The organism is Anoxybacillus mongoliensis, from assembly GCF_014201515.1.
In the GTDB taxonomy this organism is placed as follows: domain Bacteria; phylum Bacillota; class Bacilli; order Bacillales; family Anoxybacillaceae; genus Anoxybacillus; species Anoxybacillus mongoliensis.
Window position 1 is genome coordinate 113,759 of the sequence record NZ_JACHEQ010000008.1, and the last position, 13,913, is coordinate 127,671.

At 41.3% G+C, this 13,913-nt stretch carries 12 protein-coding genes and 1 pseudogene; 10 read left to right on the forward strand and 3 right to left on the reverse strand.

Annotation, left to right across the window (positions count from 1 at the left end):
- Positions 1-74 precede the first annotated feature (74 nt).
- Entirely contained in the window at positions 75-1,361 is a 1,287-nt protein-coding gene (locus HNR43_RS09035; protein ID WP_183243182.1) for a globin-coupled sensor protein, read from the reverse strand.
- A gap of 190 nt (positions 1,362-1,551) precedes the next feature.
- On the opposite strand from HNR43_RS09035, the gene HNR43_RS09040 reads away from it, so the two are divergent.
- The 8 genes from HNR43_RS09040 (at position 1,552) to bioC (ending at position 10,419) form a co-directional block, all read left to right on the forward strand.
- Complete coding sequence (locus HNR43_RS09040; protein WP_221248246.1) at positions 1,552-3,855, forward strand: putative bifunctional diguanylate cyclase/phosphodiesterase; 2,304 nt, start codon at positions 1,552-1,554, stop codon at positions 3,853-3,855.
- A 120-nt stretch (positions 3,856-3,975) separates the two neighbouring features.
- The gene (locus HNR43_RS09045) at positions 3,976-4,836 is read left to right on the forward strand and encodes an ABC transporter ATP-binding protein (RefSeq protein ID WP_183243186.1); all 861 of its coding nucleotides are present in this window, start codon (positions 3,976-3,978) and stop codon (positions 4,834-4,836) included.
- Positions 4,772-5,704, forward strand: coding sequence for an iron-hydroxamate ABC transporter substrate-binding protein (locus tag HNR43_RS09050; protein WP_425486531.1), 933 nt, complete (start codon positions 4,772-4,774; stop codon positions 5,702-5,704). The genes HNR43_RS09045 and HNR43_RS09050 overlap by 65 nt, the downstream gene beginning before the upstream one ends.
- Positions 5,705-5,766: 62 nt before the next feature.
- Positions 5,767-6,741 carry a FecCD family ABC transporter permease gene (locus HNR43_RS09055; protein WP_183243209.1) on the forward strand — a complete coding sequence of 325 codons (975 nt, stop codon included), beginning with the start codon at positions 5,767-5,769 and terminating at the stop codon, positions 6,739-6,741.
- Entirely contained in the window at positions 6,738-7,748 is a 1,011-nt protein-coding gene (locus HNR43_RS09060; protein ID WP_183243188.1) for a FecCD family ABC transporter permease, read from the forward strand. Before HNR43_RS09055 ends, HNR43_RS09060 begins: the two co-directional genes overlap by 4 nt.
- Before the next feature lie 64 nt (positions 7,749-7,812).
- Positions 7,813-8,982, forward strand: a complete 1,170-nt coding sequence (gene bioF, locus HNR43_RS09065; protein ID WP_183243190.1) for an 8-amino-7-oxononanoate synthase — start codon at positions 7,813-7,815, stop codon at positions 8,980-8,982.
- Positions 8,979-9,659 (forward strand): alpha/beta fold hydrolase, encoded by a 681-nt coding sequence (locus HNR43_RS09070; RefSeq protein ID WP_183243192.1) that lies wholly within the window; start codon positions 8,979-8,981, stop codon positions 9,657-9,659. Before bioF ends, HNR43_RS09070 begins: the two co-directional genes overlap by 4 nt.
- Complete coding sequence (bioC, locus tag HNR43_RS09075; RefSeq protein ID WP_183243194.1) at positions 9,652-10,419, forward strand: malonyl-ACP O-methyltransferase BioC; 768 nt, start codon at positions 9,652-9,654, stop codon at positions 10,417-10,419. The genes HNR43_RS09070 and bioC overlap by 8 nt, the downstream gene beginning before the upstream one ends.
- Here the strand turns inward: bioC and speD are convergent.
- Positions 10,412-11,185, reverse strand: coding sequence for an adenosylmethionine decarboxylase (gene speD, locus HNR43_RS09080; RefSeq protein WP_183243196.1), 774 nt, complete (start codon positions 11,183-11,185; stop codon positions 10,412-10,414). The two genes, bioC and speD, sit on opposite strands and share 8 nt — an antisense overlap.
- A gap of 225 nt (positions 11,186-11,410) precedes the next feature.
- On the opposite strand from speD, the gene HNR43_RS09085 reads away from it, so the two are divergent.
- The gene (locus tag HNR43_RS09085; protein WP_183243197.1) at positions 11,411-11,737 is read left to right on the forward strand and encodes a nucleoside triphosphate pyrophosphohydrolase; all 327 of its coding nucleotides are present in this window, start codon (positions 11,411-11,413) and stop codon (positions 11,735-11,737) included.
- A pseudogene (locus tag HNR43_RS09090) lies at positions 11,730-13,658 on the forward strand (DEAD/DEAH box helicase family protein); the annotation flags it as partial. The gene HNR43_RS09085 and the pseudogene HNR43_RS09090, both read left to right, overlap by 8 nt.
- 39 nt (positions 13,659-13,697) lie before the next feature.
- Here the strand turns inward: HNR43_RS09090 and HNR43_RS14350 are convergent.
- A complete protein-coding gene (locus tag HNR43_RS14350) occupies positions 13,698-13,892 on the reverse strand; it encodes an IS3 family transposase (RefSeq protein WP_425486532.1) in 195 nt (64 codons plus the stop codon).
- Positions 13,893-13,913: the final 21 nt, after the last annotated feature.

Here is a 13,913-nt window from a genome sequence, read left to right on the forward strand (position 1 = left end):
TCATTTACGCCTTTCTTATTTTTATTAAACATTGTTCTAAATAAACAACAAACAAGGGGAGAAGCACCCCTTGTTTATTCCGCTTGTTCGACTAATTGCATAGACAAGGAAGATAAATGTTTCATCACGCGATGAATTTCTTCAATTGATCGTAAAATATAGTCGATTTGTTGTTGGTTTTCTTGAAACAGATGAGTATGATGATCGAGTTCCATTTTTGAAGCAACCATTGCTCCTTTTGTTTGTTCAACTTGACTAGAAGCTTCTTTTGCCATTGTACTCATATCGTTCATTTTGTGGACAAGGGTTGCAACTTGATGGTAGTTCGTTTCTATTCCTTCAATGATGTGTGTGCTCATTTGTTTTGTATGTTCAGCTAGTTTTCGTACTTCATCAGCAACGACAGCAAATCCTTTTCCTGCTTCTCCTGCTCGAGCCGCTTCAATTGCAGCGTTTAAAGCGAGCAAATTTGTTTGATCCGCAATCGTTTGAATTTGAGAAGACGTATTACGTATACTTTCAGATGAGTTAGATAATTGTTGTAAAATCGTAAGTACATCGTTTACTTTATCGACCACTTCATCGAATGTTTTGCGCGTTTGTTCAACTTGTTGTTCTGTTGAGTTCATAAGGCTAGATAAGTTTTGACTGCTTTTCTGCGTCATTTCCGTTTGTTCTCTCACTTTTCTTGCTTTTTCTCCGGCTTCACTTAGCCCTGCCTCCGTTTGTTCAATTGAAGCGGCAAGCTGCTGACCCATACCACGTAATTGTAATTGAGTAGCGGTTTGTTTTTTAGTTAGTTGCTCCAACTGTTGCATTCGATCATCCATATAGGCACTCATAATGAGTTGTGAGTCAAAGTTAATAAGATGAAAGAGAGCAGTTATTATGTGAGTCCACCGATCAATTCGCCCTTCCTGTTCCGCATATGTTAATAGGCGTGGAAGCAGAGCTGTTACAATTGCTTCATATGTTGCGATCATCCATTCGATTGGTAAGCCACGTTTATGATGATTACTACCGAGCTGTTTCCGAAAAGAAATATAATCTTCATTAATTGTTGCTGAAAAGAGAGAGTCAACATATTCAACAAATACTTGTTTTAAACGTTCCCGCGTCGTTTTTGCATGTGCGACTGACTGCAATAGTGAAAACGAGTATAAATGATTAAGCACATCTTCGACTGCCTCATCAACATGTTCCATAACGAGCGGTTTTATTTCCCGCAATAGTTGTAAATGTCCTTCTTTCACTCCCATGTAAGACAATCGTGCTTTCACTTCATTTGTTGTATGTACAATAGGTTCTCTACTGTCTAAGTGAAATGGCGGAAACTGTTTTTTATATTTAGCAAAAAGCATGGAACATCACTCCTTGTTATTGTTGTAATACAATTATATTCCTTGCATTATGAATTGACGAACAATAATGCGCTCCCAATATATTAAACATTGTTTTAAATAAACAACTAAAAAAAACACATTTTTAAGCGCTCGGCTAGTTGTCCTATTCGTTTCTTTTTCTTGCGCATATGATGTGAGAGAAGGAGGGATGCGAGTGCAAGTCATCGTATTTTTATATATCATCGCTTACTACATGGCATTATTTATTATGTCTGGACAAACAGAAGTGATTGTTGGCTCATTTTTTTCGTTAGGTGGCATATTTCTTTCAATTCTTTTATTATGGAGAGCGTCCATTCGTATAAAAACAAATGAACGTGTATTTTGGAAATGGATGACCGCTGGTGCAATTTTTTATTTTATTGCTGAAATGATTTATCGCATATATGAATGGGCGTTACAAACAGAGCCACCGTTTCCAGGGTGGGCAGACGTATTTTATATTTTATATTCTCTTGCCTGCATTGCAGCGTTAGTATATATCGTGATGCAACAGCAAAAAACCGTTGTCATATGGCAGTCATTATGGGATGCGCTCATTGTGACATGTGTCATTATGGCATATAGCTGGATATACATTGTTCAACCAATTACCTATTTGGAAGAAGAAGGGTTATACATTTCTATTTTAGTTACTTATCCACTTCTTGATCTCGTCATGTTATTTTTACTTTTGTTTCTCCTTTTTGCAACAAACGTTCGCCGCATTTGGTTATGGAATATTGTCGGTGTTGGATGTTTTGTATTTACAGATACTATTTATTTCGTACAAATGATGCAATTTCATTATGAATCCAATTCATGGTTAGATCCGTTATGGATTTTAAGTGTACTTATGATCGGGTTGTCAGGCTATCGAGCCAAAGATGGAGATTTATTGTTTCAAAAAAGAGAACATCTTTCCGTCATCAAAGTCATTTTTCCGTATGTATGTTTTCTTATTTTAATGTGTGCTCCTTTTATTTCCCCAGACGATCGCATCGTCATCGCCTGTCTTGTGTTTGCGGTCGGATTGATTTTCATTCGTCAATTTATGACGCTACAAGAAAATCGACAGCTTTTGCAACGACTTCAAATATTAAATGACGACTTAGAGCAGAAAGTCGCGACACGAACAAGGGAGTTAACATATGTAAACGAACAACTTGCTTATGCCGCAAATCACGATTTTTTAACAGGACTTTTCAATCGGCGAGCATTCGTCACGAAGCTTGAGCGAGAGATTATTCGTGCTAAAAATGAACAACGTTGTCTCGCTGTCATTTTTATCGACATTGACCGTTTTAAACATATTAATGACTATTTTGGACATCACATTGGGGATGAATTAATTGTACACATTGGAAAGGTATTAAAAGAAAAAGCTCGCCCGACCGACATTGTCGCTCGACAAGGCGGTGATGAATTTACAATAATTTTTACACCGTTACATCATATCGATGAGCTTCGTCGTTTTGTCAATGACATCGTTTCTATCAGTCAGCAACCGATCGCTGTTCAACATTTAGATATGCGTGTATCGCTTAGCGTAGGAGTAGCGGTGTATCCGTATGATGGGGAAACGGGCGATACGTTAATGAAACATGCTGATATGGCAATGTATCGCGCCAAAGAACAAGGGAAAAACCAATATCAGTTTTTTAACGGTGAAATGGATCGCGTTATCTTACAAAAAACGACTATTGAAACTGCGCTTCACGAAGCGATTGAAAAAAAACAGTTTACGCTATTTTATCAACCACAATTTGATGTGCAAACAGGGGAATTAATTGGGATGGAGGCGCTCATTCGCTGGATTCACCCAAAGCTCGGTATGATTTCACCAAGTGTGTTCATCCCGATTGCCGAAGAAACAGGGCAAATTATTGCGATTGGTGAATGGGTGATGGAAGAAGCATGTCGTCAAGTGAAAGCATGGAACGAACAGATCGGGCGATCGTTTCGTATGAGCGTCAACATTTCACCAAAACAATTTTTAAAAGAAAAATTTGTCGAACATATTGACTTCGTTTTACAACAAACGAACTTGTCCCCAAACCAACTCGATTTAGAAATTACAGAAGGAGTGGCTGTATTTAACGAACAATATACGATCCGTAAACTACAACAATTGAAGCAACTTGGTGTTTGCATTTCGATTGACGATTTTGGAACGGGCTATTCGTCACTTAGTTATTTACGTAAATTTCCTATTGATCGTTTAAAAATTGCAAAACCATTTATTGACGGAATTACAGAAGAAAAAGAAGACGTTGCCGTCGTAAAAGCTATCATTGTACTTGCGAAAAACTTAAAATTACGCGTCATTGCAGAAGGGGTAGAAACGTTGCAACAATTGCACATTCTTCGCTCGTTACAATGCGATGAAATTCAAGGATATGTGCTCGGAAAGCCCGTGTCTGCCCACCTTTTTTCAAAAACGTACATCGAAAACCAGCTTCTAACTGATTGAAGTTGGTTTTTTTAAAAAAATTTATTGACAATGATAATCAATTGATGTAGTTTAAAATATGTATTGATATTAATTATCAATATCGATTAGTCAACTTGACGTTCAAGGGGGAAAACATATATGCCGCGGTTGTATACAGAGCAGCTTTCTGTTGGATATGGCGAACGCGTCATTGTCGACCGATTAACTGTACATATTCCAGATGAAAAAATCACGACAATTATCGGGCCGAACGGTTGTGGGAAATCGACGCTGTTAAAAGCGATGACACGCATTATCCGTCATCAAGAAGGCGCAGTCATTTTAGACGGCAAACAAATTTCGCAAGAGCATACGAAACTGTTAGCGCAAAAAATGGCCATTTTACCGCAAACGCCGGAAAGCCCTGGCGGTTTAACGGTCGGCGAGCTCGTTTCTTACGGACGGTTTCCGTATCAAAAAGGATTCGGTCGGCTAACGAAGCGAGACTATGAAGTCATCGATTGGGCGCTTGAAGTGACTGGAACAATCGATTTTAAACATCGTTCGGTTGATTCACTATCTGGCGGCCAACGACAACGGGTATGGATTGCGATGGCGCTTGCGCAAGAAACAAATATCATCTTTTTAGATGAGCCGACAACATATTTAGATATGGCTCATCAATTAGAAGTGCTCGAATTACTCCAACGTCTGAACCACGAACAAAAACGCACGATCGTCATGGTGCTACATGATTTAAATCAAGCGGCTCGCTTTGCTGATTATATGATCGCGATGAAAGACGGAAAAATTGTTCAAGCGGGAACGTGCGAACAAGTGATGACGCCAGATGTATTACGCCATGTGTTTCATATTGACGCGGAAATCGGTCGCGACCCTCGAACAAACAAACCAATGTGTATCACATACCATTTAATCAAAGGAGATGCCAAACATGTTGAAAAAACGAATGATGTCCATTCTTCTTTTGTTCGTCCTCATCTTGAGTGCGTGCGGTAACAAAGCAGCAGAAAAAGAACAAGAAAAGGCAACAAAAGAAAAGAACGAACCAAAAACGATGACGTATCAATCAGAAACAGGTCCAGTTGAAGTACCTACACATCCGAAGCGTGTTGTTGTTTTGTCATCATTTTTAGCAGGTAGTGTGATGGCGTTAGATGTGCCAATTGTTGGTGTGGACTCTTGGGCAAAAATGAACCCGCGTTATGAGCCATATTTAAAAGAGGCAAAAGAAGTGACAGATGGAAGTTTAGAACAAATTATCGAGCTTGAGCCAGATTTAATTATTGCAGCATCAACAAACAAAAACTTAGATAAATTAAAAGAAATTGCTCCAACAGTTACATATACGTACGGAAAAGTAGACTATTTAACACAACATTTAGAAATTGGAAAGTTATTAAATAAAGAAGAAGAAGCGAAAAAGTGGATCGAAGACTTTAAACAACGCGCGCAACAAGCCGGTGAAGAAATTCGTGCGAAAATTGGTGAAAATGCAACCGTTTCGGTCATTGAAAACTTCGATAAGCAATTGTACGTATTCGGCAATAACTGGGGTCGTGGCACAGAAATTTTATATCAAGAAATGAAATTAAAAATGCCGAAAGCAGTTGAAGAACATGCATTGAAAGACGGATACTATGCGATTTCCCTTGAAGTGCTTCCGCAATTTGCTGGAGACTATGTCATTTTCAGCAAAAATGCAGATGGCGACCTTTCATTTACAGAAACAGAAACGTATAAAAATATTCCAGCAGTAAAAAACAATCGCGTCTTTGAAGCGGATGCAAAAGAATTTTACTTTAACGATCCAATTACATTAGAATACCAGCTTGAGTTTTTCAAAAAGCACTTTTTAGGAGAGTAATATAAAAGAAGGAGGAGTTCGTCGTGAATTCCTCTTTCTTTATGTATGGAGAAAAAGAGGGGATGCATATGCTAAAAAAATTTTCGCTCGCTTTCATTGTATTTATTGCGACATTTATTGGAGCGATTGTCGTCGGGGCAGCCGAAACGACAATGAAAGACGTATGGCTAGCTGTCACGGCACCGAAGACAAACGAAGTTGCAACGATGATTTATGAAGTTCGTTTGCCACGTGGAGTCGCAGCGGTCGTCGTGGGGGCAGCTTTAGCTGTCGCTGGCGCCATTATGCAAGGGATGACACGAAATCCGCTCGCAGATCCTGGACTTATTGGTTTAACCGCAGGGGCGAATGCTGCGTTAGCGGTGATGTTTGCGTTTTTTCCTTCCGCTACATATATGCAAACCGTATTCGCTTGCTTTGTCGGAGCGGCCTTTGGTAGCTTGCTCGTATTCGGTATTGGCGCAAAGCAATTTTCACCGTTTCGTATTGTACTAGCTGGTGCCGCGATTTCTACCTTCTTATATGCGGTCGCAGAAGGGATTGGACTCATATATAAAGTGTCAAAAGATGTATCGATGTGGACAGCTGGTGGGATGATGGGGACGACATGGCATGAACTGAAAATCGTTACCCCATTCATTTGTTTCGCGTTGCTTTTCGCTTTTTGGCAAAGTCGACAGTTAACGATTTTAAGTATGAGTGAAGAAGTAGCTGTCGGACTTGGCCAGCAACTGACGCGTGTAAAAACGATTCTTTTTTTCATCGTCATTGTACTAGCTGGTGCGTCTGTCGCGCTTGTTGGCAACTTAGCGTTCGTCGGTTTCATGATTCCCCATCTTGTTCGTTCGTTCGTCGGAACAGATTATCGTTTTATTTTGCCGATGAGCGCGATCGGTGGGGCAACGTTTATGTTGTTTGCAGATACAATCGCACGAATGATTCATGCGCCATATGAGACACCCGTTGTCGCAGTTGTGGCGGTTATGGGACTTCCGTTTTTTCTTTTCATCGTGCGTAAAGGAGAGAAAATGTTATGATCGTACCTCAGTTACGAAAAAAACAGCGCATCATTTTGCTCGCTTTGCTTATGTTCATTTGCATGACGGCCATCATCAGCATGGGGACAGGCTATTCTTCTTTATCTTTCGAGCGGCTCATGCCGGTGCTATTAGGTGAAGGGACGTTTAAAGAACAGTTCGTTCTTTTCTCCATTCGCTTACCACGCATCGCCATCACGTTGCTTGCAGGCATGGCATTAGCGTTATCAGGTGCGATTTTACAAGTCATTATGCGCAACGATTTAGCCGATCCGGGTGTCGTCGGTATAAACGCTGGTGCTGGTGTGGCAGTTGCTCTGTTCTTTTTATTTATTCCGATTCAAGCTACATCGTTTGCTTATATCATTCCGCTTGTTGCTTTTTGTGGTGCGCTACTTACAGCCATCCTCATTTATGCGTTATCATACAATAAACAAACGGGGCTTCAACCGATTCGGCTCGTGTTAATCGGGATCGGTTGTGCAACAGCGTTTTCGGGATTCATGATTGTGCTCGTTTCAGGTGCTGATCGCACAAAGGTTGATTTTATTGCGAAATGGTTAGCTGGAGGGATTTGGGGGATGGATTGGGCGTTTGTTCTCGCATTGTTGCCGTGGCTGATGACTCTTGTCCCTTTTGTTTTATATAAAGCCCATCGTCTTAATGTATTGCAATTGAGCGACCCGGTAGCGATCGGCATCGGGCTATCACTTGATCGGGAACGACTTGCTTTATTGCTTACAGCGGTCGCACTTGCTGCATCGGCAGTGTCCGTTACAGGAGGTATCGCATTTGTTGGTTTAATGGCGCCACACATTGCTCGTGCGCTTGTTGGACCGCGCAATGAGTTAAGCTTACCTGTCGCCATGCTGATGGGTGGTGCATTGTTATTGCTTGCTGATACGATTGGACGAAATCTTATTGAACCAGACGGCCTCCCTGCCGGTGTGCTCGTATCGCTCATCGGTGCACCTTATTTTGTTTATTTATTATGGAAAAAGAAATAAACGTATGATACGATAAGTGTAAACTTTTTTGTTTATAAGGTTTACAAAAAGGGGGAGAGGTGCATTGTGGGAGGAATTGAAATTACATATCGAACAACTTGCGGGCAAAGCGCAAAAACGAACATTAGTCAAAACAGAAAGTGACGGTTGTTTTATACATATGGACGGGCGTCATCTATTTAATTTGTCATCGAACAACTATTTAGGTCTCGCAAATGACGAACGGTTAATTCATGCGAGCATCGAAGCAACTAGAACATACGGCGTTGGAGCGACTGCTTCACGCCTTGTCGTTGGAAATCATCCGCTGTATGAACAAGCAGAAGAAGCGTTGATCCGTTGGAAAGGTTGTGAAGCCGCACTTATTATCAATAGCGGCTATACAGCTAACGTCGGTATTCTTTCTGCCTTAGCCGGACGGGATACACTGATTTTTAGTGATAAATGGAATCATGCAAGCATTGTTGATGGCGCTCTGTTAAGCCGGGCGGAAGTGAAACGCTATCGCCATGCCGATATGGACCATTTAGAGATGTTATTAAAGAAAGCAGAAAGACATAAACAGAAAATCATTGTGACGGATACGATTTTCAGTATGGACGGAGATGTTGCACCGTTACGTGATCTCGTTATGTTAAAAGAAACGTACGGTGCAATGCTCATCGTGGATGAAGCACATGCGAGTGGTGTGTATGGAGAAAATGGAGAAGGAATGGCTCACGAACTTCAACTCGCACAACATATTGACGTACATATGGGGACATGTAGCAAGGCTCTTGGCGCATACGGCGCATATGTGGCGGGAAAGCGAGTCGTTATTGATTATTTCATTAATACGATGCGTCCGTTTATTTTTACAACCGCATTACCTCCAAGCGTGCTCGGCACCATTTGTACAGCTATTGAGATCGTACAACAAGAACGATCATTGCGCCATCATTTACATGCGTTAAGCGATTATTTTCGCACGCATCTGCAACATGCGGGATTCGATATCGGTGAAAGCACAACGCACATTGTACCGATTATTGTTGGCGACAACGAACGCGCGCTTGCGTTTAGCGCTCAATTGCGCGAACGTGGTATTGCTGCTGTTGCGATTCGTCCACCAACTGTCCCAGAAGGCACAGCGCGCCTTCGTTTCTCACTTATGGCGACGATGACAAAAGAGCAACTCGATTGGGCGATTGCTGAAATTACCGCAGTCGGAAAAGAAATGGGGCTGATCGTATGAACATATTGTTATTGCCGGGATGGGGAATGAAAGGAGAAGTGTTTACTCCGCTTATTCAAGCTCTTCAGCCAAGCCATGTTACCGTCGTCGCATGGGAGCATATGCATGATGTCAATCATTTTTTAGCGAAAGCAAAAGACGCTTTAACCGTCCCGTCGATTGTGATCGGTTGGTCGCTTGGCTCGCTCGTTGCTTTACAACTCGGTATGCACCCGTATGTTACGCATCTTGTATGTATCGGTGGCACAAGTCGGTTTACAACATCCGAAAATTATGATGCAGGTTGGCATGCGCGCGTTGTTGAGCGTATGAAAGTACAATTAGTGCGACAACCAGATAAAACGATTCAATCGTTTATTGAGATGTTGTGGGGAGAGAAAGAAGCACAGCCTTTCCCTTATATGCATAATCGTATACCAGACTTATTGCTTGGTTTAGATTACTTACTAACGACAGATGTACGAGACCAGCTACAGCAAATGGATGTGCCAATTTTACTTATTCACGGTGAACAAGATCGCATTTGCCCTCCGCAAGCTGCGCAGTATATATACGAGCGAACAAGGAATTGTACGTTGACGTTTTTACGAAACGTCGGACATGCACCGCACATCACGCAACCATATGCGTGCGCTCATGTCATTCAAACATGGTTAGGCGGTGGAAGCAATGATTGATAAACAGTTGATGCAAAAACGATTTAGCGAACGAGCAAAGACGTACGATCAGTTTGCCAACGTCCAAAAAAAGATGGCACATAAATTAATGACGCATATCGCTCGCCCGCCAAAAACGATTTTAGAAATTGGTTGTGGTACAGGATATTTAACGAAGTTGTTACATGACGCTTATCCGCAGGCAAAACTTACAGCAGTTGATATCGCTCCAGGCATGATTGAAAAAGCGAAACAAAGGCTAAATGATGCACCAATTACATGGCTGTGCGCAGACATTGAAGAAGCTGAGTTACATGAAACGTATGATCTCATTATTTCTAACGCGACGTTTCAATGGCTTATGACTCCAAAACAAACGATCGCCAAACTCGCCGAGCGACGAAACGAAGGGGGACAACTTCTTTTTTCAACATTTGGCGACCGCACGTTTCACGAGTTGCACACCTCATTTGCTTACGCTTTAGCGAAACAACATATTCATGAGCCGCTTCGCATCGGCCCATCGTTTCCGACGTTTTCTGAGTGGCTTCATATGCATGCACATGCTCGTGGACATGAACAGTTTGAAGTCGAATATTTTCCATCTGTACGCGATTTTTTCTTATCCCTTCGTCATATCGGCGCAACAAATAGTACGTCTGGACGTTATTGCCAACGCCCGTCTGTGTTTAAAACGATGATGAACGAATACGAAAGCCGATTTGCTGAAAATGGCTTCATTCGTGCGACATATCATTGCATTTGGATTGACATCACTTAGGTGGTGTCATGTTTTTTCCATAAAAAATTTCATCCATTTCAATGCGCAATTTATGTGTAATTGCTTCAACTTCTTCTTTTGTCAGTTGATCTTTTGACAACTCAAACAAATAGCTGTCTAAATCAAACTCGCGCAATTTGCATTTTGTATGAAAAATATGTTCTTGATACACGTTCACGTCAATCATATCGTATTGTTTCCGAATGTCGTCAGGAATGTAGTTTTGAATTGATGTAATATCGTGATCAATAAATAATTTTTTTCCAGAAATGTCGCGTGTAAATCCACGCACACGATAGTCGATAATCATAATATCGGTCTCAAACGAACGAATTAAATAATCGAGCGCCTTTAACGGTGAAATTTCTCCACACGTGGCGACATCAATATCCGCCCGAAACGTGCTAATCCCATCGTTCGGATGATATTCAGGATATGTATGCACGGTAATATGACTTTTATCGAGCGCACAAACGACCGCTTGCGGCACAGGCGGCTCTTCTTTCGGCACTTCAATCGGCCCTTCTGATATAAGCATCGTGACGCTCGCCCCTTGTGGCACGTAATCTTGCTTAGCGATGTTTAAAATGTGCGCCCCAATCATATCCGCTACGTTTTTTAAAATATTCGTCAACCGTTCCGCATTATACACCTCGTCAATGTATGCAATATACGCTTCCCGCTCGTTTGCACTTGTCGTATAACAAATATCGTACATATTAAAACTAAGCGATTTCGTTAAGTTATTAAATCCGTGTAGTTTCATCATAGCCCTTCCTTTCTTATGTATGCTGTTTATTATGTTGTCGATTTATGGAGATTTGTATGTATGGGGAGGGGAAGGAAAAAGAAAAAGATGAGGGGGGAATGTGAGAAAGTGAGCTTTATTTTTTGTGTTCATATAATAAAGCCCTTAAACATAGTTTTTTATTTCAAAAGGGTGGGTAATATTGTAAAATAGAGGGAGATGGACAGAAAAGGAGAGGATACGATGCCTGTTTATAACAAACTCGTTCGGGATTTGATTCCGAACATTATTGAGGAAGCTGGAAAGACGTTTACAATGCGCACGTTAAGTGATGAAGAATATCGCGAACAGTTGCGGAAGAAAGTATTCGAGGAATTAGAGGAATATATGAACGCATCAGATGATGTCACAGCGGTGGAAGAATTAGCGGATGTATTAGAAATTATACATGCGCTTGCCGAATGCCATGGGGCAACGATCGAACAAGTCGAAGCCGTTCGTGCCTCGAAAGCGGAAAAACGAGGAGGTTTTAAAGAGAAAATTTTCTTAATTGAGGTACACGATGAGTAAAATCGAGTTTGTCAAAAGCCATTTAATTGAAAAACTGAATGAGCATATTGAAACAGCCTCGACGATTTACATTTTGACGTCGTTTGTGATGAAGTCGGGCGTGGACGTCATCCAAGAAACGCTAAGAAAAGCCGCTGAACGAGGAGCAGATATTAAAATTTGTGCTGGAGATTATTTATATGTCACACAACCAGAAGCTTTACGTCAACTTATAGCGATCCATCCGAATATTGAAGTTCGGTTATGGAAAAGTAACGGTATTTCCTTTCACCCGAAAGCGTATTTATTTGAAAATCAAAATGATGGATATTTTATTATCGGTTCATCGAATTTATCCCGTTCAGCGTTAACGAGCGGTGTAGAATGGAATATTGGCGTGCCTAAATGTGTGGAAGAAAGTGTGTTTGCTCAAGTGATGAATGAGTTTTTAACTCTTTTTTATGCGGAGCAAACGGTACAAGTAAACGCCGAAACGTTAAAGCAATATAAACAACAATATGACGATTATCACCAACGTCATACAAATCTCGTGCGACAATGGACGAAACTAGAGGAAGTAGAGTTGATGCTTTCAACGACAAAGAAAGAAGAAACGGCAATAGTTTATGATGAAAGGGCTTCATACGGCACCATTCAGCCACGTTTTGCGCAAGTGGAAGCACTCGCCCAGCTAGAAGCAACGTATGAAGAAGGTTATGATCGTGCGATGGTCGTCATGGCGACAGGATTAGGGAAAACGTACTTGGCTGCTTTTTTTGCTCGAAAGTTTCAAAGAGTGCTATTTGTAGCGCACCGCGAAGAAATTTTACATCAGGCGAAGCGTTCGTTTGCGCAAGTGCTTTCGAATAAGACGTTCGGTATTTACGACAGCAAAATGAAAGAAGGACAAGCCGACGTCGTGTTTGCGTCTATTTTTACCCTAAGCATGAAAAAACATTTAACTACGTTTGCGAAAGACGCATTCGACCTTATTGTGATTGACGAATTTCACCATGCCGCCGCGAAGTCATATGAGCGTGTGCTTTCTTATTTCCAGCCAAAATTTTTACTTGGCATTACCGCAACGCCTGATCGTAATGACTATAAAGACGTATACGCGCTTTGCGACGGAAATGTGGCGTACCGCATTGATTTTATCGAAGCAGTACAACGCGGGTGGCTTGCGCCATTTCACTACTATGGCGTATATGATGACACCGACTATACGAAAATCGCTTGGCGTGGCAACCGCTACGATGAAGAACAACTATTGCAAGTACAACTTCGGCACGAAATGGCAGAACGCATTTTGCAAGCTTGGGAGGAGTATAAGCAAACGAAAACCCTCGTGTTTTGTTCATCGATTCGTCAAGCAGATTTTTTAGCCAATTATTTTAATAACCACAGTTATCGGACGATTAGTTTGCATTCCAAACAAATACATATCACTCGCTCGGAGGCGATTGAGCTACTTGAAAAAGGTAAATTAGACGCGATTTTTACCGTCGATTTGTTTAATGAAGGCGTCGATATTCCCGCGGTCGATACGTTATTATTTGTCCGCCCGACAGAGTCATTAACGGTTTTCACCCAACAAGTCGGGCGCGGCTTGCGTCTTCATCCAGAAAAACAATATTGCGTCATTATCGACTTAATCGGAAACTATCGCAATGCCGATGTGAAGCTAGCCTTATTTGATACGCAAAAAGAAGAAAGAAAAAAACAAAAGTCTGTAATTCCTGTTACCCCTGACGGATGTGTTGTCGATTTTGATGTTCGTGTCGTTCACTTATTAGAAGAGATGCGCAGAAAACGCCAACCGCGCAAAGAAAAGCTCCTTGTCGACTACGAGGAAGTTAAACAACAACTCGGTCGTCGCCCAACGTATCTTGAACTTCATTTGCATGGACGAAGTGAAGCAAAAGAATACAGGGACGAGTTCAATGGACTGACCCACCTATTTGAGACACAGAAAAAACACCTATGCTGCCTGTTTCCTGAACTCAATAGGAGACAGGTAGTTTAATTTGGCCTGAATTCGAATTTGATTATAATAATAGATGTAATTCTGAACCATTTGTTTTACAATAGAGTTAGTGAGATTTTGTTTTTCTTGTGAATAGAATGTTTCAGCCTTTAAGGTACCGTCAAGAATTTTGTGTAATGTAAGATAGATAGGGTATCTCTGAAATGGATT